Genomic DNA, 19,951 nt, shown 5'->3' on the forward strand with positions numbered 1-19,951 from the left:
GGCCAACCTCCCACCGACTTCAAGTGAATCGGCCCCCATGGTGTCTTCGTCCGTTTCCGCCACGCCCCGGCCCGGAACCCGCCTGTGGACCAGGAACTTCGGCCTGTTCTTCACCGCCCGCATCGTGTCGATGCTGGGCGACATGATGATGCCGGTCGCCCTGGCCGTCGCCATGATCTCGCTCGGCTACGGGGTGAGCGGCATCGGGTACGCGCTGGGCGCCTGGATGGGGTCCTTCGCCCTCTTCATCGTGTTCGGCGGGGTGATCGCCGACCGCTTCCACCCCCTGCCGCAGATGATCGGCGCCGACGCGGTCCGCTGCGTGGCGCAGGGCTCCTTCGCCGTCTACCTCTGGCTCGGCCACCCCACCCTGTGGTTCGTCATCGGCGGATCGGTCCTCGGTGGCATCGCGACCGCGATGTTCCAGCCGGGCACCTCCAGCCTCGTCCCCCAGGTCTCCACCGCCCCCACCCAGGCCAACGGGGTGCTGCGGGTGAGTCAGGGGATGGCCACGATGGCCGGGCCGGCGCTCGCCGGTGTCCTCGTCGCCGCCACCTCCACGGCCTGGGTGTTCGTGATCGACGCCGCCACCTTCGCCATCAGCGGGGTCTGCCTGCTCGCGCTGCGCCTCCCCCGCTTCGCACCCGACCACTCGCAGTCCATGCTCACGAACCTGCGCGAGGGCTGGCACGAGTTCCGCTCCCGGTCCTGGCTGTGGGCGGTGATCCTGATCTGGTGGGTGCTCGGGGTCTTCGTCTGGGGCCCGCTCACCCCGCTCGGCGCGGCCTCGATCATCGCCGAGCACGGCAAGGCCGCCTTCGGCTACGCGGAGGGCGCCTTCGGGGCCGGCTGCGTCCTGGGCGGCCTCGTCGCGCTCCGGGTCCGCCCGGCCCGCCCGCTGCTCGGCGGCGGCGTCGCGATGTTCCTGTTCCCGATGATGCCGCTGGCCGCGGCCCTGGTACCGGCCCTGCCGCTGCTCATGCTCGGCTACGCGATCAGTGGCGTGGGCTGGGCGTTCTGGGGCGTCCAGTGGTCCACCACGATGCAGACCCAGATCCCCGAGGACCGGCTCAACCGGGTGACCGCGTACGAGGTGGGCGGTTCGATCCTCGCCATCCCCCTCGGCCAGGTCCTCTCGGGCCCGGCGAGCGCCCTCTTCGGCGTCCGCCCGCTCCTGATGACGGGCGCCGCGATCGGCCTCGGCTGCGCCTTGGCCCTCCTCCTCGTCCGCCCCGTCCGCGGGCTCGTACGGCGCGATACGGGGGCTAGCCCCAGTGCCGTCGAGGACGGCGTTTCCTAGGGTGGCGGGATGGAGTCCCAAGAGCTGAAGAAGGAATTCGCCGCCACGCTGGACGCCCGGCGGGAGCTGGGGGCGGAGTACGAGGCCGCGCTGGTGGACTCGTTCGTGGAGAAGGTCGACACGCAGGTCCGCCGGCGCCTCGCGGAGGAGCGGCTCTCCGCCGCCCGCGGCACCCGGACCGGCTCCGACTCCCCGGACGGCAACTTCGGCGAGCGCTTCGGCTTCGCGATCATCACCCTGGTGCTGGCGATCCCGCTCTCCGCGATCGGCGCCGCACAGGCCCGTCTCAGCGGCCTGATCGTGGTCTGGCTCGGCATCCTGGGCGTCAACTACGTCCACGCGGCGAAGTTCTTCCGCCACCGAGGCGAGCGCGGTACCGATCAGCTGAGCTGACGGCCGGGCGGGGGGCGGCAGGGCCGACGGGGCGCCCGCGCACATGTTTATGCGCGGGGACCGCCGCACCCCGGTTTCCCGGGGGCGGGACGACGGCGGTCCCCGCGCAGGACACGGGCCGGGTCAGGGCCGTCCGCGCGTCCGTGGCGTCCAACGCGGTCCGGGAGCCGCTCCGGAGGTGCGCCGACGCCGTTCGTGGTGCCGGCCGGGTCCCGGTCTCCCGGGCTTCCCTGCCGACAACCACCACTGTGCCGGAGTCGTGTTAAGCCGGTGCTGCCGTCACGTGTCGGGCCCGTACCGTTTGCGCGTCGCCCGCGCGCGGACCCGTACACCTACTCGTGCGCGTACCGGTACGCGTACCGGTACGCGCACGCGAACGCCGACCCCTGCGGGCTACTTGGCGCCCTTGGCCAGGAACGCCAGCAGGTCCTGACGGCTCACCACACCGGTCGGCTTGCCCTCGACCAGCACGATCGCCGCGTCGGCCTCGCCGAGCACCGCCATCAGCTCGGAGACCGGCTCGCCCGAGCCGACCTGCGGCAGCGGCGCGCTCATGTGCTTCTCCAGCGGGTCACCGAGGGACGCGCCGCCCGCGAACAGGGCCGCCAGCAGCTCCTTCTCGACCACGGAGCCGATGACCTCGGCCGCCATCACGTCGGGGTGGCCGGCGCCCGGCTTGACGATCGGCATCTGCGAGACGCCGTACTCGCGCAGCACCTCGATGGCCTCCCCGACGGTCTCCTCGGGGTGCATGTGGACCAGCGAGGGGATGCCGCCCGCCTTGTCCGCGAGCACGTCGCGGATGCGGGCGGAGGGGCCCGCGTCCTCGAGGAAGCCGTGTCCGGCCATCCACTCGTCGTTGAAGATCTTGCTGATGTAGCCGCGCCCGCTGTCCGGGAGCAGGACGACGACCACGTCGTCCGGGCCGAGGCCCTCGGCCGCCTTCAGCGCGGCGACGACCGCCATGCCGCAGGAGCCGCCGACCAGCAGGCCCTCCTCCTTCGCGAGGCGGCGGGTCATCTGGAAGGAGTCCTTGTCGGACACCGCGATGATCTCGTCGGCCACCTCCGCGTCGTAGGCGGTCGGCCAGAAGTCCTCGCCGACGCCCTCGACGAGGTACGGACGGCCGGAGCCTCCGGAGTAGACCGAGCCCTCGGGGTCCGCGCCGATGACCTTCACGCGGCCGTCGGAGGCCTCCTTGAGGTAGCGCCCGGTGCCCGAGATCGTGCCGCCCGTGCCGACGCCCGCGACGAAGTGGGTGATCTTCCCGTCCGTCTGCTCCCAGAGCTCGGGGCCGGTGGTCTCGTAGTGCGAGCGCGGGTTGTTCGGGTTGCTGTACTGGTCGGGCTTCCAGGCTCCCGGGGTCTCGCGCACGAGGCGGTCGGACACGTTGTAGTACGAGTCCGGGTGCTCGGGGTCGACGGCGGTCGGGCAGACCACGACCTCGGCGCCGTACGCGCGCATGACGTTGATCTTGTCAGTCGAGACCTTGTCGGGGCAGACGAAGATGCACTTGTAGCCCTTCTGCTGGGCCACGATGGCGAGTCCTACACCCGTGTTGCCGCTCGTGGGCTCCACGATGGTGCCGCCGGGCTTGAGTGCTCCGCTCTGTTCGGCGGCCTCGATCATCCTGACGGCGATCCGGTCCTTCGCGGATCCGCCGGGGTTGAAGTACTCGACCTTGGCAAGGACGGTGGCCTGCAGGCCTTCGGTCACACGGTTGAGCTTCACCAGCGGGGTGTTGCCGACGAGGCTGATCATCGAGTCGTGGAATTGCACCATGTTCTCCAAGGAGGGGACTCCACGGGTTCTCCGGGAGGCACCGCCAGACTATGCGGAAAGGGATTGACCGACCGTCCGTACGGGGCAGGAAGGTCAACAGGACGGCAGGGTCGAGCAGGCACGGCGCAGGGATCCGGCCAAGGACCGAGAAGGTGGCTTGAAGGGTGTCCAGGGCGAGGACGGCCCGCCGCATCGCGGCGGGGGCGGCGTACGGCGGTGGCGGGCTCGGGCTCGTCGGGGCCGCCGCGGTCGGGCTGGTGGTCGCGGAAATGCAGTTCGCGAAACGGACGGTCGGCACCGGCCTCCCGGATCCGCCGCGCGCGGACGGGCTGTACGGGAGCGAGTTCGGCGGACCCGAGCTGAGTCCGGGCCCGCTGCGGTTCGGCGTGCTGGGCGATTCCACGGCCGCCGGGCTGGGGGTGCGGCGGGCCCGGCAGACTCCGGGCGCCCTGCTGGCCTCGGGGCTGGCGGCGGTGGCCGAGCGGCCGGTCGAGCTGCGCAACGTCGCCCTTTCGGGCGCCATGTCGGACGACCTGGACCGCCAGACGGGTCTCCTGCTGGACGGCGACGCCCCGCCCCCCGACGTGTGCGTGATCATGATCGGCGCCAATGACGTGACCCGCCGGATGCCGCCCACCCAGTCGGTGCGGCTGCTGACCGCGGCCGTACGCCGGCTGCGGCTCGCGGGCTCCGAGGTGGTGGTGGGCACCTGCCCGGACCTCGGCACCATCGAGCCGGTCTACCAGCCGCTGCGGTGGCTGGCCCGCCGGGTCTCGCGCCAGCTCGCGGCCGCCCAGACGATCGGGGTGCTCGCGCTGGGCGCCCGTACCGTCTCGATCGGCGACCTGATGGGGACGGAGTTCGCGGCGAACCCCCGCGAAATGTTCGGACCGGACTCCTACCACCCGTCGGCCGAGGGGTACGCGACCGCGGCGATGGCCATACTGCCCACCCTGTGCGCGGCCCTCGGCGTCTGGCCCGAGTCGGACCGGCTGGACGTCTCGCGCAACGAGGACATGCTCCCGCTGGCCAAGGCCGCCTCGGCGGCGGCGGGCCAGGCCGGCACGGAGGTGACCGGGGCCCGCGGCGCGTGGGCGCTGCTCAAGTACCGGCGCAGGCGCCGGGTGCCGGGCGAGGACCTCACGGGACAGGCGGAGCAGACTGGAGGAGCGGCGCCGAACGGCGCGGCGACCGGTGCGGGGAACGGCGGGGCGACCGGCCCGGCGGGATCGCCCAGAGCGACCGGAGTCACATCGCAAGGGCAGTGACCTCGACGGTACGGGGCGGTAACTTCGCATGCGGTCCCGGTACGACACCACTTCCCTTGGAGCCCCGATGCCCGAAGCCGTCATCGTTTCCACCGCCCGTTCGCCGATCGGGCGCGCTTTCAAGGGATCCCTCAAGGACGTCCGCCCGGACGACCTGACCGCCACGGTCATCCAGGCCGCCCTCGCCAAGGTCCCCGGGCTGGACCCGCGCGAGATCGACGACCTGATGCTGGGCTGCGGTCTGCCGGGCGGCGAGCAGGGCCACAACCTCGGCCGGATCGTCGCGGTGCAGATGGGCATGGACCACCTGCCCGCGACCACGATCACCCGCTACTGCGCCTCCTCGCTGCAGACCTCCCGGATGGCGCTGCACGCCATCAAGGCGGGCGAGGGCGACGTCTTCATCTCCGCGGGCGTCGAGATGGTCTCCCGGTCCGTGAACGGCTCCTCCGACGGCATCCCGGGCACCCACAACCCGCTCTTCGCCGAGTCCGAGGCCCGCACCAAGGAGGTCGCCGAGTCCACCGGGTCCTCCTGGCACGACCCGCGCGAGGACGGCCGCACCCCCGACGCGTACATCGGGATGGGGCAGACCGCGGAGAACCTGGCCCGGCTCAAGGGCGTGACCCGCGCCGACATGGACGAGTTCGGCGTGCGCTCGCAGAACCTGGCCGAGGAAGCCATCAAGAACGGCTTCTGGGCCCGCGAGATCACCCCGGTCACCACCCCGGACGGCACCGTCGTCTCCCAGGACGACGGCCCGCGCGCCGGGGTCACCCTGGAGGCCGTCCAGGGGCTCAAGCCGGTCTTCCGCCCCGACGGCCTGATCACGGCCGGCAACTGCTGCCCGCTGAACGACGGCGCCGCCGCGCTGGTCGTCATGAGCGACACCAAGGCGCGCGAGCTGGGCCTGACCCCGCTGGCCCGGATCGTCTCCACCGGCGTCACCGGCCTCTCCCCCGAGATCATGGGCCTGGGCCCGGTCGAGGCCTCCAAGCAGGCACTGAAGCGGGCGGGCCTGACCGTCGGCGACATCGACCTGTTCGAGATCAACGAGGCCTTCGCGGCCCAGGTGATCCCCTCCTACCGGGACCTGGAGATCCCGCTGGAGAAGCTGAACGTCAACGGCGGGGCCATCGCCATCGGTCACCCGTTCGGGATGACCGGCGCGCGCATCACCGGCACGCTGATCAACAGCCTGCAGTTCCACGACAAGCAGTTCGGACTCGAAACCATGTGCGTCGGCGGCGGTCAGGGCATGGCCATGATCATCGAGCGTCTCAGCTAGTCCGCCGCGAGCGGGGCCGTCGGGATCAAGAGCCGAGGTCAGACGCCGCAAGGGATCCGCTTGATCCCTTGCGCCGTACTGACACCGAATCTAATCCTGTCGCGGCCATTCTGTGACCAAATGTCCCCCAGGATGTGACCTTAGTCCTGGGGGATCATTGTTTTCCCAGGTCAGACCTGGTTCGGGTGGGGCTCCTGGGACGAAAGACCTGTCCAATTCATGACGTAATGCACTGCAAGCCATTCCCAGGTCAGGACAAGCTGATGTAGGAAGTCGGGGGATCGAATCAATCAGGAGTTAGTCAGTGAGCGCCATGTCTCTTGCCCTACTGCTGACCACGGCCGCTGCCACGGCCGTCGGCGCTGCTGCGCTGCACGCCGTCCACGGCCTGCGCAAGCAGGTCACCGCACTGCGCGGTGAGCTGACGGTTTCGCACCCCCGTGGCGGCGCCGCCACCGTTCCGCACGCCCGCAGCGCCGTGGAGTCCCCCGCCGCCGAGATACGAGCCGCCGTGGCCGAGGCCCTCGCCGAGGAGCGCGAGCGCGAGCTCGCCGAGGCGCGTGCCTTCTGGGCCGCTCAGGAGGCGCGTGACGCCGCCGACGCCCCCTCGCTGCTGGGCGGCCTGTCCGGCCTCGGCGAGGAGAGCCCCGTCTTCCTGCCCCGGCAGGCGGACATGGTCGGCCTGGAGCCGCTGCTGGGCGACGACGCCGAGGACTACCAGGGGTACCCGGAGGACTCGGCCGAGCTGGCCGCAGCCCGCCGGCGCCACCCCTCGCACCCGGACTTCGTCCCCGTGCAGGCCTCGCACCCCGGCGCCGACCACGAGCGCACGGTCAACCGCCTGGAGGAGCTCGCGGAGGCCCGTACGGCCCTCGCGGACGTCCGCCCCGGCCCGCTGGGCACCCTGGACGTGTACGTCTTCACCGACGGCACCACGCTCTGCATGACCCCGGGACACCGGGAGACCGCCGAGCGGCTCGCCGACGCCCTGCGCTCGGGCAGCGCACCGGTCCTGCTGGGCGGCTCGGGCATCTCCGGCGCCTACGCCCTGACCTTCTCCTGCGGAGACTCCGAGGACCCGGACAGCAACGTCTACATCCTCGCCGACCGCGTCATCGCATCGCTCTGAGCACCCTGATTCAGCACAGCACCCTGATTCACCGCAGCGCCCTGGCTTCCGCCTGATCGACCAGCCGAACGGCCTCGTCCAGCACCTCGGACGGGGCCTTCGCCGCGTCCGGGCCGGGCGCACTCCCGGGCGCACTCCCGGGGCCGCCCACGGCGCCGTGCAGGGCCTCGGCGAGGTCCAGTCCGGCCACGGCCAGCTGGTCCCCGACGACGAAGATGCCGGCGTCGGGCATCGTCCGCGCCGGAGCCGCCCCCGCGCCGTCCCCGGCGGCCGTACCGTCTGCGGCCGCCGCCTCCAGCCGCTGCGCGCGCAGCGAGAGCTCCCGGGCCAGGTCCAGCGCCACCTCGGCGGCGCCCTGCTGGAGCCTGCTCTGCGGCGCGGCCCGCAGCCGGTCGGCGAAACGTTCCACGGCGGCGGTCAAGGGTGAGGTATCGAGCACCCGGCCGACCTTACGCGCCGCCCCGGCGCCATTGCCAACGGCCGAACTCTCCGGCACGGTGGCGTGAAGAGAACAGCACAGCACGGCGAAACCCCCGGAGGCGCCCATGTCCGTCGAGTTCTCCGAACAGACCCACCGCAACATGATCGACAGAATCCCCCAGACCACCGGTCGTGAACTCTCCGACTGGCTCCGGGCCGTGGACGACGGCCCCTCCCTCGTCCGGTTCGAAGAGAAGGTCAGCTGGCTGCTCGGCGCGCACGAGCTGTCGTACGGCCAGGCCAAGGCGATCATCCACGAGTACGACCTGCGCAGGGCCGCCCGCAAGTTCGGCTGAGCCGGCCCCTGCCCCCGTCCGTAGCCCCCGATCCCCCGATCACCCGATCCGCTGACCCCCGACATGCGGGAAGGCCCCGCGAGCGTGTGCTCGCGGGGCCTTCCTCTGCTCAGTGGGTGGCGCTACTAGTCACCCTTGAGGATGGAGATCAGGCGCAGCATCTCCATGTAGATCCACACCAGGGTCATGGTGAGGCCGAAGGCCGCCAGCCAGGACTCCTCGCGGGGGGCGCCGTAGGCCACGCCGTCCTCGACCATCTTGAAGTCCATGGCGAGGAAGGCGGCACCGAGGAGGATGCCGATGACGCCGAACAGGATGCCCAGGGGGCCGCTGCGGAAGCCGAGGCCGTCGCCGCCCGCGAAGACGGAGAACAGCAGGTTGACGACCATCAGGAGCATGAAGCCCACGGCGGCGGCCATCACGAAGCCGACGAAGCGCCGGTTCACCCTGATCCAGCGCATCTTGTACGCGAACAGCACGCCGGCGAAGACGCACATCGTGCCCATGACGGCCTGGACGACCGTGCTGGGGCCGGCGTCGATGTAAGTGCTGACGGCCGAGCTGATGACGCCGAGGAAGACGCCCTCGAAGGCCGCGTACGCCAGGATCAGCGCCGGGACGGGCTTGGCCTTGAACGACTGGATCATCGCGAAGACGAACGCGATGAGCGCGGCGCCGATGGCGATGCCGTACGACGTGTTGATGTTGGCCGGGTCGACCGGAAGCGCGATCCAGGAGATCGCCGCCGTCAGGATGACCGTGCCGAGCGTCAGAGCCGTGCGGCTCACGACGTCGTCGATGGTCATCGCGTTGCCGCGGACCGGCGCCTGCGGCATACCCGTGGCCGGGTCGGTCGCGTAGGGGTTGGTCGCGTACGGGTTGGTGGCGGTCCCGGCCTGGGCCTGGGGCTGCTGCGTGCCGAAGCCCGCATAAGCACCGTTGTCGCGGCTGAACCCCCGTCGCGAGAAGACCGGGTTGCTGCTCCTCATCTCACTCCTCCATGGCCACCGTGCGCGGCCTTGGAGTCAAGAGTAATGCGAACGCAAAGGAATCGCCCTACTGCTGGAGGAGGATCTTTCCCTCGGGTACGGGGCCCGCCGGGCGGGACTGGCGGGGGTACCCGTGGCGCCCCCGCCCTCCGCGTGTTCCGGCCTGAAACGGAACATCAACTTCATCGTGCCCGAAGCCGGACTTGAACCGGCACGACCCGAGGGTCAGCGAGGTTTAAGCTCGCCGTGTCTGCATTCCACCATCCGGGCAGGGCGTGGCGGCCCCGTAGGAAAAGCCTTGAACGCTGCGCCGAGCCTATCCGGAACACTTGCGCCCCCACCTGGGCATCTCGCCGATGTTGTCTGATTTTATTGGTGATTGATGGCCCGTCAGGGGACAGAAGGCGCGGTCGGCACGTTCCGGGCGTCGATCATGGCCGCCACGGGATTGACGGAATTTCGATGGCCCCGCGCCACCCCGCACGCCACCCCGTGCGCCACCCCCTCGGGCCCGCTCCGGTTGTGGTCCCTTCCGGGGCCTGTGCCACGTCCCGTTCCGCGCCCCGTTCCGCTCCGGTTGCGCCTCCGCTCGGGGCGCCGCTCGGGGCACCGTCCCTCACCGCTCGGGGCACCGTCCCTCATCGCTCGGGGCGCCGTCCCTCACGCGTGCCCGGGGCCGCTGTCATACCAAAGGAGGAGGCGGGGCCCTCCGTGGTCAGTCTCCGGTGGACCGGAGAAGGGGCATCACGGCTGATCCGGAGCGGGGGTGGGCGCCACGAGGATGGAGGTGTCCCGCCGACCGCGGGCCGTGAGCCCGGTCCGCATGCCCCGCCCCCGACAGGAGTCGCCCCCGTGACCACCATGAACTTCGCCCCGCACACCACCCAGGCCGTCGCCGCGCGCGCCACCGGCCTCTCCAAGGTGTACGGCCAGGGCGAGACGCAGGTGGTCGCCCTGGACAACGTCTCCGTGGACTTCGCGCAGGGCCAGTTCACCGCGATCATGGGCCCCTCCGGTTCCGGCAAGTCCACGCTGATGCACTGCGTCGCCGGCCTGGACACCTTCTCCGCCGGGTCCGTCCGCATCGGCGAGACCGAGCTGTCCACCCTGAAGGACAAGCAGCTGACGCAGCTGCGCCGGGACAAGATCGGCTTCATCTTCCAGGCCTTCAACCTGCTGCCGACCCTGACGGCCCTGGAGAACATCACGCTCCCCATGGACATCGCCGGCCGCAAGCCCGACCAGCAGTGGCTGGACGCGGTGATCAGCATGGTCGGCCTCTCCGACCGCCTCTCCCACCGCCCCACCCAGCTGTCCGGCGGCCAGCAGCAGCGCGTGGCCGTGGCCCGCGCCCTGGCCTCCCGCCCCGAGATCATCTTCGGCGACGAGCCCACCGGAAACCTCGACTCGCGCTCCGGCGCCGAAGTCCTCGGCTTCCTGCGCAACTCCGTGCGCGAGCTCGGCCAGACCGTCGTCATGGTCACGCACGACCCGGTCGCCGCCTCCTACGCGGACCGCGTCATCTTCCTCGCCGACGGCCGCATCGTCGACGAGATGATCCAGCCCACCGCGGACGGCGTGCTCGACCGCATGAAGGCCTTCGACGCCAAGGGCCGCACCAGCTGAGGGACGCGCACCCCCTCGTAGCCGTCCGCCCCCGCTGACCCCTTAGACCTGGACTCCTCCACCATGTTCCGTACCGCCCTGCGCAACGTGCTCGCGCACAAGGCCCGGCTGCTGATGACGGTGCTCGCCGTCGTCCTCGGCGTCGCCTTCGTCTCCGGCACGCTCGTCTTCACCGACACCGTCGGCAAGGCGATGTCGAACCAGTCCGCCAAGAGCTTCGACGGCGTCGCCGTCTCGGTCACCTCCTACGGCGCCCCCCGCAACGACGAGGGCGTCAAGGAGGGCGAGCCGGGCATCAGCCAGAAGACCGTCGACAAGGTCAAGGCCCTCGGCGGCGTCGACTCCGTCTCCGGCCGCGTCCACGGCTTCGCCGCCGTGGGTGACCAGGACGGCAAGCTGATCGGCAACGGCTGGTCCAACACCGGCGCCAACTTCGTCCCCCTCAAGGACGGCAAGGACCCCCGCTACACCTTCACCGAGGGCAACGGCCCGGCCAAGGCCGGCGAGATCGCCCTCGACAAGGAGACGGCCAAGCGCGGCAAGTACAAGGTGGGCGACAAGGTCCGGGTGGCCGACAACGGCCCGGCCAAGGAGTACACGCTCGCCGGCGTCTTCACCACCGAGGACGGCGCGGTCAACGCGGGCGGCTCGCTCGTCCTGTTCGACACCCCCACCGCCCAGCAGCTCTACCTGGAGCCGGGCTTCTACGACGAGCTCGCGGTCAGCGCCAAGGCCGGCACCTCCGCCGACCAGCTGCTCACCGAGATCAAGCCGCTCGTCGGCAAGGACGCCAAGGCCCAGACCGGCGCGGCGCTCGCGGCCGAGCAGGCCAAGGACATCGAGGCCAGCATGAGCAGCATGAACCAGATGCTGCTGACCTTCGCGCTGATCTCGCTCTTCGTCGGCGTCTTCCTGATCTACAACACCTTCACCATGCTGGTCGCCCAGCGCACCAAGGAACTGGCCCTGCTGCGCGCCGTCGGCGCCAACCGCGGCCAGGTCAAGCGCTCGGTCCTGGCCGAGGCCCTGGTCGTCGGCGTGATCTCCTCCGCCATCGGCCTGATCGCCGGTGTCGGGCTCGCCGTCGGCATGCGCTCCGCGATGAACGCCTTCGACGTCAAGATCCCGGCCGGTCCGCTGGTCGTCGCCCCCGTCACCGTCCTCGCCGCGATCGTCATCGGCGTCGTCGTCACGATGGTCGCCGCCTGGCTGCCCGCCCGCCGCACCGCCAAGATCTCCCCGGTCGCCGCCATGGGCAGCGCCCACCTGCCGGCGTCCTCGAAGTCCCTGGTGCTGCGCAACAGCATCGGCGGCGCCGTCACCCTGCTCGGTCTGCTCGCCATCCTCGGCGGCGCGATGACCGGCAAGGACGGCAAGATGCTGATCGGCGCCGGCGCCTTCCTCACGATGATCGGCATCATCGTCCTGCTGCCGGCCCTCTCCCGCCCGGTCATCGCGGCGGTCCGCCCGCTGCTGGAGAAGGTCTTCGGCGTCGCCGGCAAGCTGGCCGCGCAGAACGCGGTCCGCAACCCGCGCCGCACCGCCGTCACCGCCGCCTCGCTGGCCATCGGCCTGACCCTGGTCACCGCCCTGTCCGTGCTCGGCATCACGATGGGCAAGGCCATCGACCGGATGACGACGGACAACCTCAGGGCCGACTACACGGTCTCCATGGGCGAGAGTTTCGGCGGCCTGGACGCCTCCGTGATCCCGGCCCTGGAGAAGGCCCCGGGCGTCAAGGCCGTCTCCCCGCAGCAGGCCGGCGACTTCAAGGTCGGCGACGGCGACACCTACCGCTCCGTCTCCGGGGTCAACCCGGCGACCATCGGGCAGCTCCTCAACTTCGACGTGCTCAGCGGGCAGCTGACCAGCCTGGCCAAGGGCGAGGTGGCCGTCGCTGAGAAGACCGCGAAGTCGGACGGCCTGTCGGTCGGCTCCCCCCTGAAGGTCACCTTCCCGGACAACAAGAAGGCGGACCTGAAGGTCGGCGCGGTCTACAAGGACATGGAGGGCATGCTCTCCCCCTACGTGATCGACTCCCGCGTCCTCGACCAGCACAGCGAGAAGCCGTACCTGCGCGAGGTCCTCGTCAAGATGGACGGCGGCCCCTCCGACAAGGCCGAGCAGTCCCTCGTCGACGCCCTCGGCAAGAACCCGGCGATCACCTTCGCCACCCAGCAGGACATCCGCAACCAGATGGGCGGCATGATCAACACCGCCCTGAACATTATGTACGGCCTGCTCGCCATGGCGCTGATCATCTCCGTCCTCGGCGTCGTCAACACCCTGGCGATGTCCGTGTACGAGCGGACGCAGGAGATCGGCATGCTGCGGGCCATCGGCCTGGACCGCGGCCGGGTCAAGAACATGATCCGGCTGGAAGCCATCGTGATCTCGCTCTTCGGCGCGGTCATCGGTGTCGCCCTCGGCACCTTCATCGCCTGGGCCGTCGGCGAGACCATCAAGGGCTCGATCCCGAACTACGCCCTGGTCATCCCCTTCGACCGGGTCGCGATCTTCATGCTGCTGGCCGGCATCGTCGGCGCCCTGGCGGCCATGTGGCCCGCCCGCAGCGCGGCCCGGCTGAACATGCTGACCGCGATCAAGACGGAGTAGCACCGCACCGGTACACAGCACGCAGGGCCCCGCGACATGCCGTCGCGGGGCCCTGCGGCCGTTTCACCGCCCGTACGGGCGTCCGGCGCCGGTACGGGGCTACGCGGGCCACGCCCGGGCGCGCAGCGGCATCCCGGAGGCCGACCGCCGCCCGGTGCGCACCGCGAGCACCTGGTTGACGCCGAGCCGGTTGTGCTCGAAGGCGAGCGCCGAGGCGGCCATGTACAGCTGCCAGACCCGGGCCCGTCCGGGCGAGGTCAGCTGCTGCGCCTCCTCCCAGTGCTCCTCCAGCCGGGCCACCCAGGCCCGCAGGGTGAGCGCGTAGTGCTCGCGCAGCGCCTCCACGTCGCGGACCTCGAAGCCGGCCCGCTCCAGCTCGCCGACGGTGGTGCCCAGCGGGGACAGCTCGCCGTCGGGGAAGACGTAGGCGTCTATGAAGGCGTCGATCCGGTACGCCTCCTCGTCCGGCTCGGGGCGCCGGGCGATCTGGTGGTTCAGCAGCTTCCCGCCCGGCCGCAGCAGGCCGTACAGGGTGTTGGCGTACGTCCGGTAGCGCTCGGCGCCGACGTGTTCGGCCATCCCGATGGAGGAAATGGCGTCGTACGGGCCGTCCTTGACGTCCCGGTAGTCCTGGACCCGGATCTCCACGAGGTCGGCCAGGCCCTCCTCCGCGACCCGCTTGCGGGCGTAGGCGGCCTGTTCGCGCGAGAGGGTGATCCCGGTGACCTTGGCCCCGTACTCCCGGGCCGCGTGCAGCGCCATCGAGCCCCAACCGCAGCCGACGTCCAGGAGCCGGTCCCCCGGGCCCAGGCCGAGCTTGCGGCAGACCAGGTCCAGCTTGTCCCGCTGGGCGTCCTCCAGGCTCCCGCCGGGGCTCCAGTAGGCGCAGGAGTACACCATCGACGGGCCGAGCACCCGCTCGTAGAAGGTGTTGCCCACGTCGTAGTGGTGGCTGATGGCCCGCCGGTCGCTCCCCTTCGTGTGCCGGGGACCGCCGCGGCGGACGGCCTCCTCGGGCGGCGGGGCGGGCTTGGTCCACGGCCGCGCCAGGCCCACGAGGCTCCGTACGGCTGCCCTGGCGCGCGGATCGCGCAGCAGGGCGGCGGGCCCGGTGTCCTTGGCGGCCGGCTCCGCGGCGGGCTCGCGGTCCCGCTCCCAGAGCACGCCGCCGACCCGGTCCAGCAGCTCGAACAGGTCCCCGTCGACGGTGAGCTCCCCGGCCACCCAGGCGCGGGCCAGGCCGAGCTCGCCCGGCTTCCACAGGATCCGGCGCAGGGCGCGCCGACTGTTCAGGACCAGGATGGGACCGCCGAACGGGCCGGCCTCGCTGCCGTCCCAGGCCCGGATCCGGACGGGGAGCGGGGCTCCCATCAGGGTTTCGGCCAAAGCAGCCAGCCGCGGCGCGGCGTCGTTCATGCGGGACCCTCCAACAAGATCCGACCAGCTCGACACGTTCCGACCGAACGGCCTACCCGGATCCGGCGCCGGATATGCCGAAAGGGCCGCCCGCACCACGGATGGCGGGCAGCCCTTTCGGGTCGCACTGGGTCGTACGGGTCATGCTGTCCTGCTGGTCCTGCTGGTCCTGCGGTAGCCGCCGGTCCTGCCGGTCCTGCCGGTCCCCTACGGGGTCAGGAGGCCTTGGCCTTCTCGGCCGGGGCCGTGACGGCTGCCGGAGCCGGCGCCGGCTTGGCGGCCTCGTAGAACTCCTCGCGGGGGCTCTCCAGGGCACCGAGGGAGACGACCTCGCGCTTGAGGAACATGGCGAGGGTCCAGTCGGCGAAGACGCGGATCTTGCGGTTCCAGGTCGGCATGGCCATGCCGTGGTAGCCACGGTGCATGTACCAGGCGAGCCGGCCCTTGAGCTTGATCTTCATCTTGCCCATGACGATCATCGCGACGCCCTTGTGGAGGCCGAGGCCCGCCACCGCACCCTTGTTGGAGTGCGAGTACTCGGCCTGCGGGAAGCCCCGCATGCCCGAGATGACGTTGTCGCCGAGGACCTTGGCCTGGCGCAGCGCGTGCTGGGCGTTCGGCGGGCACCAGGCGTTCTCCACGCCGGCCTTGCGGGCGGCGAGGTCGGGCACCTGGGCGTTGTCGCCGGCGGTCCAGATGTAGTCCGTGCCCTTGACCTGGAGGGTCGGCTCGGCGTCCACGTGGCCGCGGGGGCCCAGCGGCAGGCCGTAGCGGGCCAGCACCGGGTTGGGCTTGACGCCGGCGGTCCACACGAGGGTGTTGGAGTCGACCTCGAGGCCGTTCTTCAGCACCACGTGGCCGTCCACGCAGGAGTCCATGGAGGTGTTCAGGTAGATCTCGATGCCGCGCGACTCGAGGTGCTCCTTACCCCAGGTGCCGAGCTTGGGCCCGACCTCGGGAAGGATCTTGTCGGCCGCGTCGACCAGGATGAAGCGCATGTCCTCGCGCTTGATCGTGGTGTAGTACTTCGCGGCGTCGCGGGCCATGTCCTCGACCTCGCCGATGGTCTCCGCGCCGGCGAAGCCGCCGCCGACGAAGACGAAGGTGAGGGCCTTGCGGCGGACGTCCTCGTCCGTCGTGGACTCGGCCTTGTCGAGCTGCTCGAGTACGTGGTTGCGCAGGCCGATGCCCTCTTCGACGCCCTTCATGCCGATGCCCTGTTCGGCGAGGCCGGGGATCGGGAAGGTGCGGGAGACGGCGCCGAGCGCGATCACCAGGTAGTCGAAGGGCAGCTCGTACGCCTCGCCGACCAGCGGCGTGACGACGGCGACCTTGCGGTCCTGGTCGATGTTCGTGACCCGGCCGGTGAGGACCTCAGCCTTCGGAAGCACGCGTCGCAGCGGTACGACGACGTGCCGAGGCGAGATGCTGCCTGCGGCCACTTCGGGGAGGAAGGGCTGGTAGGTCATGTACGAGCGCGGGTCGACGACCGTGACGGTCGCCTCGCCGTAACGCATCTTCTTCATGATGCGCTTGGCTGCGTACAGGCCTACGTACCCACCTCCTACAACGAGGATCCTGGGACGCTCCGTGGTGCTCATAGAACGAGTATCCAGCACCCCCAGGGGTGACGCTCGTGAGCCCCTTCACAAGGACCTAGGTACCCTCTGCTACACTCCGCGGCCCACGTGACCGAGGTCATGGCGCGAAGCGGGAACCAGGGTGTAACGGGAGTCGTTGAACACCAGTCCCGACCTGGCCTCCAGGCCCTCAAGCGGAGTAGACCACCGGGTTCGTGGATACCTACGGCCAGAGGTGCGTGACGCCCGGCAATCGCACGAACGCGAGCGAAAAGAAGGCCCAGGAGGCTCCGGACTCGCCCAAAAGGCTCCTCTGGAGCCCTCACAGGCACCTTTTCCTTGTGAAGAACTTCACGAAGTTCATGTGGACGACGGGACCAAAGGCCCCCGAACGGCCCCCCGGGAGCCCTTCTTGACCCTCGACCTGGTCGAGGGCCCAGGGTTCGGGGCGTGGAGAACGAGATGCGCAGTATCGGCGAGACCGCCCTCGACAGCGGCCTGAGCGTGAGTGCCCTGCGGTTCTACGACGGGGCCGGGGTACTGGTGCCCGTACGGGTGGACCCGGCGAGCGGGTACCGCTGGTACGGGCCCGAGCAGGTCGAGGAGGCCCGGCTGCTGGCCCGGCTCCGGCGGACCGGCATGCCCCTGGCGGACATCCGGCTCGTGCTGGCCGGCTGGGCCGGCGCGGACACCGATCTGGTCCGCGGCCTGCTCCGGGCGCACCTGCTCCGACTCGAACAGGGCCTGTCCGATGCCCGCACCGAGCTCTCCACGATCCGAGCCCTACTCGAACGCAGGGAGACCCCCATGAGCGCGAGCACCACCCTTCCGACCACCACCCCCACCCCCACGGCCACCCGGCTCACCCTGTCCGGCCCCGAGCTGGCCGCCGCGCTGGACGCGGTCCGGTTCGCCGTCGGCTCCGACCCCGGGCTTCCGGTGCTCGGCGGCATCCTCTTCGACATCGAGGACGGGGCGCTGCGCGTCGTGGCCACCGACCGGTACCGCCTGGCCGTCGCCCGCGCCGGGGCCGCCGGGCACACCGGCCCCCGCCTGCAGCGCCTCGTACCCGCCCCGCTCGCGGACGCCATGCGGGCGCTGCTGAGCGAGGGCGCCCCGGTGCTGCTCACCGTGGACGGCGACCGCGTGGCTCTGGAGACGGAGACGGCCGACCGCCAGGCCGCCGGCCGCTGCCTGGGCCACGAGTTCCCCGACTACCGCCGCCTCGTCACCCTGCCCGCGGGGCGCCGGGTCCTGGTCGACGTACCGGCCGTCCGCAAGGCGCTGGAGGACGGCCCCGTCCGCCCGGCCGAACGCGAGCAGGACGGCGCGACCGGCGATGTCAGCGTGCTCAGGGTGACCGACGGGGGCGCGCTGTCCCTCGGGGACAGTGGCGCCGACGACCCGGCCGACGTCGGCCTGAACCGCGCGTTCCTGCTGGACGCCCTCGCCGCCGGGGCCCGGGACCAGCTGATCCTGGAACTCGGCGCCCCCAAGGCCCCCGTGGTGATCCGCCGCCCCGACGACGAGGAGTCGTTCTCGCTCCTGATGCCGGTCCGGCTGGACGCGTAGGCGGCCGCGGACATGACGGTGCCCCCGGCGGGATTTCGCCGGGGGCACCGTCGTGTGCGTGTCGGGTCTGGCCTCAGGCGATGGACCAGGCGATGCCGTCGAGGATGTCGTGCTCCGAGACCACGACCTCCGAGGCGCCGACGCGCTCCATGATCGCCAGCAGGACCAGCGCTCCCGCGCCGATCACGTCGACCCGTCCCGGGTGCATCACCGGGATGGCCGCGCGTTCGGCGTGCGTCAGCGTCAGCATCCGCTCGCTGATCTCGCGGACCGTCGCGTACGGGATCCGCGAGTGGTGGATCCGCGCCGAGTCGTACGCCTCCAGGCCCAGCGCGATCGCGGCGACCGTGGTCACCGAGCCGGCCAGGCCCACCAGGGTGCGCGCCTCGGCCAGCGGGACCGTCTCGGAGGCCAGGTCCAGGGCGGCCTCGATGTCGGCCCGTATCGCGGCGATCTGCTCCGCGGTCGGCGGGTCGGTGACGACCCCGTCCACCGCCAGGTGACGCTCGGTCATCCGGACGCAGCCCACGTCGACGGAGCGCGCCGCCCCGACGTGCTCGGTGCCGACCACGAACTCCGTGGAGCCGCCGCCGATGTCCACCACCAGGAAGGGCCGCTCCAGGTCGGTGCGGCCGGCCAGCTCACCGGTGGCGCCGGTGAAGGAGAACTCGGCCTCCTGGTCCCCGCTGATCACCTCGGGCTCGACGCCCAGGATGTCCAGCACGCCGCGGACGAACTCGTCGCGGTTCTCGGCGTCCCGGGAGGCCGAGGTCGCCACGAAGCGCACCCGCTCGGCGCCGAGCTCCTTGATGACCGCCGCGTACTCGCGGCAGGCCGCGAAGGTGCGCGCCAGTGCCTCCGGGGCCAGCCGGCCGGTCTTGTCCACGCCCTGGCCGAGCCGGACGACGGTCATCCGGCGGTCCAGGTCGGTCAGCTCGCCGGTGGCGCGGTCGAGGTCCGCGACGAGGAGCCGGATGGAGTTCGTACCGCAGTCGACGGCCGCGACGCGGGTCACGCGCCCGCCTCCGGAGCATCGGCCTCGGGAGCGTCGGCCTTCTTCTCGCCGCACGGGGTGACGCAGGCGCCCTTGGCCCACCACTCGGGCAGCATCGCCAGCGCCTCGTCGCCGAACGGGTTCACGCCCGGGCCCGCGGCCAGGGAGTGGCCGACCAGCACGTGCAGGCACTTCACCCGGTCCGGCATGCCGCCGGCGCTCGGGAAGCCCTGGAGCACCTCGATGGCGTCGCGGCGGGTGATGTAGTCCTCGTGCGCGGCCCGGTAGGCGTCGGCCAGCTCCGGGTCCACGGCGAGGCGGGCCTGCATCTCCTTCATCACGCCGTTGGCCTCCAGCGTGCCGATCGCACCGGCGGCCCGCGGGCAGGTCAAGTAGTACAGCGTCGGGAAGGGGGTGCCGTCGGGGAGCCGCGGGGCGGTCTCCACCACGTCCGGCTGCCCGCAGGGGCAGCGGTGCGCGATGGCGCGGAGCCCGCGCGGGGGGCGGCCGAGCTGCTGTTCGAACGCCTCGATGTCGGCGGCGGTCGGCTCGGTCCGGTCGGTCTGGGGCGGGGGCGTCTGCATGCCTGGAGGAAGTCTTTTCGTTCTCGTGGATGGGTGGGACTCAGTCGCCCGGGCGGTCGGCCTTGTCGACGCCGTCCCAGACGTTGGAGTACCAGGGCCGGTCGGTGGCGGCCTGTCCGCCGCGGCGCTGCTCGCCCGCTGCGGCTCCGGGGTCGGTCATGATGTAGCTGACCTCACCCGGCCGGACGAAGTGCAGGTGCTTGCGCGCCTGCTGCTCGGCGTACGCGTTGTCCTGCCAGCGGGCCTTCTCGTCGCGCAGCCGTTCCAGCCGGTCCCGCGCGGAGACGGCCTCCTTCTCCTGCTTGGCGATCTCCGAGCGCTGGGAGACGTACTGGCGCATCGGATACGCGAGGGCGACGACCAGGGTACAGAGGACGAGCACGAGGAGGGCGGCCCGGCCGGTGAGCCGGCTGCGGCGGACCTGCCGGCGGGACTGCGAGCGGTACACGTGTGCCGCGGTCCGCTCACCGAGCTGCTTGAGCCTGGTCGCGGTCGAGAACGTGGCGAACCGGTCCCGGTTCCCGGCCATTGATCCGCCTCCCCTATATGCGCCCTATATGCGCACGACGCACTACGTCCCCGCACACGGTACGGGACCGAGTGCGGGGACGTAGGGAGGCTTGCGCCCCTAAGGACCG

At 71.3% G+C, this 19,951-nt stretch carries 17 protein-coding genes and 1 tRNA gene; 9 read left to right on the top strand and 9 right to left on the bottom strand.

Features of this window, described 5'->3' with window-relative positions; all coding sequences use genetic code 11:
• The first annotated feature begins 37 nt into the window (after positions 1-37).
• Both OG435_RS18840 and OG435_RS18845 read left to right on the top strand, forming a co-directional pair.
• Positions 38-1,300 (top strand): MFS transporter, encoded by a 1,263-nt coding sequence (locus OG435_RS18840; RefSeq protein WP_266878107.1) that lies wholly within the window; start codon positions 38-40, stop codon positions 1,298-1,300.
• A 9-nt stretch (positions 1,301-1,309) separates the two neighbouring features.
• Positions 1,310-1,693 (top strand): hypothetical protein, encoded by a 384-nt coding sequence (locus OG435_RS18845; protein WP_266878108.1) that lies wholly within the window; start codon positions 1,310-1,312, stop codon positions 1,691-1,693.
• Positions 1,694-2,086: 393 nt separating this feature from the next.
• On the opposite strand, the gene OG435_RS18850 is transcribed toward OG435_RS18845, so the two are convergent.
• Entirely contained in the window at positions 2,087-3,472 is a 1,386-nt protein-coding gene (locus OG435_RS18850) for a cystathionine beta-synthase (RefSeq protein ID WP_266881864.1), read from the bottom strand.
• 167 nt (positions 3,473-3,639) lie between these two features.
• Here OG435_RS18850 and OG435_RS18855 point away from each other — a divergent pair, with 167 nt between their 5' ends.
• The 3 genes from OG435_RS18855 (at position 3,640) to OG435_RS18865 (ending at position 7,160) form a co-directional block, all read left to right on the top strand.
• A complete protein-coding gene (locus OG435_RS18855) occupies positions 3,640-4,743 on the top strand; it encodes an SGNH/GDSL hydrolase family protein (protein WP_266878110.1) in 1,104 nt (367 codons plus the stop codon).
• A 67-nt stretch (positions 4,744-4,810) separates the two neighbouring features.
• On the top strand, positions 4,811-6,031 hold the full coding sequence (locus OG435_RS18860) for an acetyl-CoA C-acetyltransferase (RefSeq protein WP_266878111.1): 1,221 nt from the start codon (positions 4,811-4,813) through the stop codon (positions 6,029-6,031).
• A 313-nt stretch (positions 6,032-6,344) separates the two neighbouring features.
• Entirely contained in the window at positions 6,345-7,160 is an 816-nt protein-coding gene (locus OG435_RS18865) for a hypothetical protein (protein ID WP_266881866.1), read from the top strand.
• 28 nt (positions 7,161-7,188) lie between these two features.
• On the opposite strand, the gene OG435_RS18870 is transcribed toward OG435_RS18865, so the two are convergent.
• A complete protein-coding gene (locus OG435_RS18870) occupies positions 7,189-7,599 on the bottom strand; it encodes a hypothetical protein (RefSeq protein ID WP_266878112.1) in 411 nt (136 codons plus the stop codon).
• A 106-nt stretch (positions 7,600-7,705) separates the two neighbouring features.
• Between OG435_RS18870 and OG435_RS18875 the strand changes: the two genes are divergently transcribed.
• On the top strand, positions 7,706-7,936 hold the full coding sequence (locus OG435_RS18875) for a DUF4287 domain-containing protein (protein WP_250736957.1): 231 nt from the start codon (positions 7,706-7,708) through the stop codon (positions 7,934-7,936).
• 125 nt (positions 7,937-8,061) lie between these two features.
• On the opposite strand, the gene OG435_RS18880 is transcribed toward OG435_RS18875, so the two are convergent.
• Both OG435_RS18880 and OG435_RS18885 read right to left on the bottom strand, forming a co-directional pair.
• On the bottom strand, positions 8,062-8,925 hold the full coding sequence (locus tag OG435_RS18880; protein ID WP_266878116.1) for a Bax inhibitor-1/YccA family protein: 864 nt from the start codon (positions 8,923-8,925) through the stop codon (positions 8,062-8,064).
• A 188-nt stretch (positions 8,926-9,113) separates the two neighbouring features.
• Positions 9,114-9,195 (bottom strand) — tRNA-Leu (locus OG435_RS18885).
• A gap of 591 nt (positions 9,196-9,786) precedes the next feature.
• Between OG435_RS18885 and OG435_RS18890 the strand changes: the two genes are divergently transcribed.
• A complete protein-coding gene (locus OG435_RS18890; protein ID WP_266881868.1) occupies positions 9,787-10,551 on the top strand; it encodes an ABC transporter ATP-binding protein in 765 nt (254 codons plus the stop codon).
• 63 nt (positions 10,552-10,614) lie between these two features.
• On the top strand, positions 10,615-13,167 hold the full coding sequence (locus OG435_RS18895; protein ID WP_266878118.1) for an ABC transporter permease: 2,553 nt from the start codon (positions 10,615-10,617) through the stop codon (positions 13,165-13,167).
• Positions 13,168-13,266: 99 nt separating this feature from the next.
• Here OG435_RS18895 and OG435_RS18900 read toward each other — a convergent pair whose 3' ends face one another.
• Positions 13,267-14,583, bottom strand: a complete 1,317-nt coding sequence (locus tag OG435_RS18900; RefSeq protein WP_266878120.1) for an SAM-dependent methyltransferase — start codon at positions 14,581-14,583, stop codon at positions 13,267-13,269.
• Between the two features lie 215 nt (positions 14,584-14,798).
• Positions 14,799-16,184: an NAD(P)/FAD-dependent oxidoreductase gene (locus OG435_RS18905; RefSeq protein WP_266878122.1), complete on the bottom strand. Its 1,386-nt coding sequence runs from the start codon at positions 16,182-16,184 to the stop codon at positions 14,799-14,801.
• 441 nt (positions 16,185-16,625) lie between these two features.
• Here OG435_RS18905 and OG435_RS18910 point away from each other — a divergent pair, with 441 nt between their 5' ends.
• Entirely contained in the window at positions 16,626-17,735 is a 1,110-nt protein-coding gene (locus OG435_RS18910; protein ID WP_266878124.1) for a MerR family transcriptional regulator, read from the top strand.
• A 73-nt stretch (positions 17,736-17,808) separates the two neighbouring features.
• Here OG435_RS18910 and OG435_RS18915 read toward each other — a convergent pair whose 3' ends face one another.
• From OG435_RS18915 to OG435_RS18925, 3 genes are read right to left on the bottom strand one after another with little or no spacing between them, the layout of a single operon-like run.
• Positions 17,809-18,750 carry a Ppx/GppA phosphatase family protein gene (locus tag OG435_RS18915; protein WP_266878126.1) on the bottom strand — a complete coding sequence of 314 codons (942 nt, stop codon included), beginning with the start codon at positions 18,748-18,750 and terminating at the stop codon, positions 17,809-17,811.
• Positions 18,747-19,313, bottom strand: coding sequence for a DUF501 domain-containing protein (locus OG435_RS18920; protein ID WP_266878128.1), 567 nt, complete (start codon positions 19,311-19,313; stop codon positions 18,747-18,749). The genes OG435_RS18915 and OG435_RS18920 overlap by 4 nt, the downstream gene beginning before the upstream one ends.
• Before the next feature lie 40 nt (positions 19,314-19,353).
• A complete protein-coding gene (locus tag OG435_RS18925; protein ID WP_266878130.1) occupies positions 19,354-19,842 on the bottom strand; it encodes an FtsB family cell division protein in 489 nt (162 codons plus the stop codon).
• Between the last annotated feature and the right edge of the window lie 109 nt (positions 19,843-19,951).

It is taken from the genome of Streptomyces sp. NBC_01264, from assembly GCF_026340675.1.
Taxonomy (GTDB): domain Bacteria; phylum Actinomycetota; class Actinomycetes; order Streptomycetales; family Streptomycetaceae; genus Streptomyces.

Excerpts from the sequence above, each read along its gene's own strand:
- OG435_RS18880 (WP_266878116.1), bottom strand. The coding sequence starts at position 8,925 with ATGAGGAGCAGCAACCCGGTCTTCTCGCGACGGGGGTTCAGCCGCGAC.
- OG435_RS18925 (WP_266878130.1), bottom strand. The coding sequence starts at position 19,842 with ATGGCCGGGAACCGGGACCGGTTCGCCACGTTCTCGACCGCGACCAGG.
- OG435_RS18920 (WP_266878128.1), bottom strand. The coding sequence starts at position 19,313 with ATGCAGACGCCCCCGCCCCAGACCGACCGGACCGAGCCGACCGCCGCC.
- OG435_RS18840 (WP_266878107.1), top strand. The coding sequence starts at position 38 with ATGGTGTCTTCGTCCGTTTCCGCCACGCCCCGGCCCGGAACCCGCCTG.
- OG435_RS18875 (WP_250736957.1), top strand. The coding sequence starts at position 7,706 with ATGTCCGTCGAGTTCTCCGAACAGACCCACCGCAACATGATCGACAGA.
- OG435_RS18905 (WP_266878122.1), bottom strand. The coding sequence starts at position 16,184 with ATGAGCACCACGGAGCGTCCCAGGATCCTCGTTGTAGGAGGTGGGTAC.
- OG435_RS18860 (WP_266878111.1), top strand. The coding sequence starts at position 4,811 with ATGCCCGAAGCCGTCATCGTTTCCACCGCCCGTTCGCCGATCGGGCGC.
- OG435_RS18890 (WP_266881868.1), top strand. The coding sequence starts at position 9,787 with ATGAACTTCGCCCCGCACACCACCCAGGCCGTCGCCGCGCGCGCCACC.
- OG435_RS18845 (WP_266878108.1), top strand. The coding sequence starts at position 1,310 with ATGGAGTCCCAAGAGCTGAAGAAGGAATTCGCCGCCACGCTGGACGCC.
- OG435_RS18910 (WP_266878124.1), top strand. The coding sequence starts at position 16,626 with ATGCGCAGTATCGGCGAGACCGCCCTCGACAGCGGCCTGAGCGTGAGT.
- OG435_RS18865 (WP_266881866.1), top strand. The coding sequence starts at position 6,345 with ATGTCTCTTGCCCTACTGCTGACCACGGCCGCTGCCACGGCCGTCGGC.
- OG435_RS18900 (WP_266878120.1), bottom strand. The coding sequence starts at position 14,583 with ATGAACGACGCCGCGCCGCGGCTGGCTGCTTTGGCCGAAACCCTGATG.
- OG435_RS18895 (WP_266878118.1), top strand. The coding sequence starts at position 10,615 with ATGTTCCGTACCGCCCTGCGCAACGTGCTCGCGCACAAGGCCCGGCTG.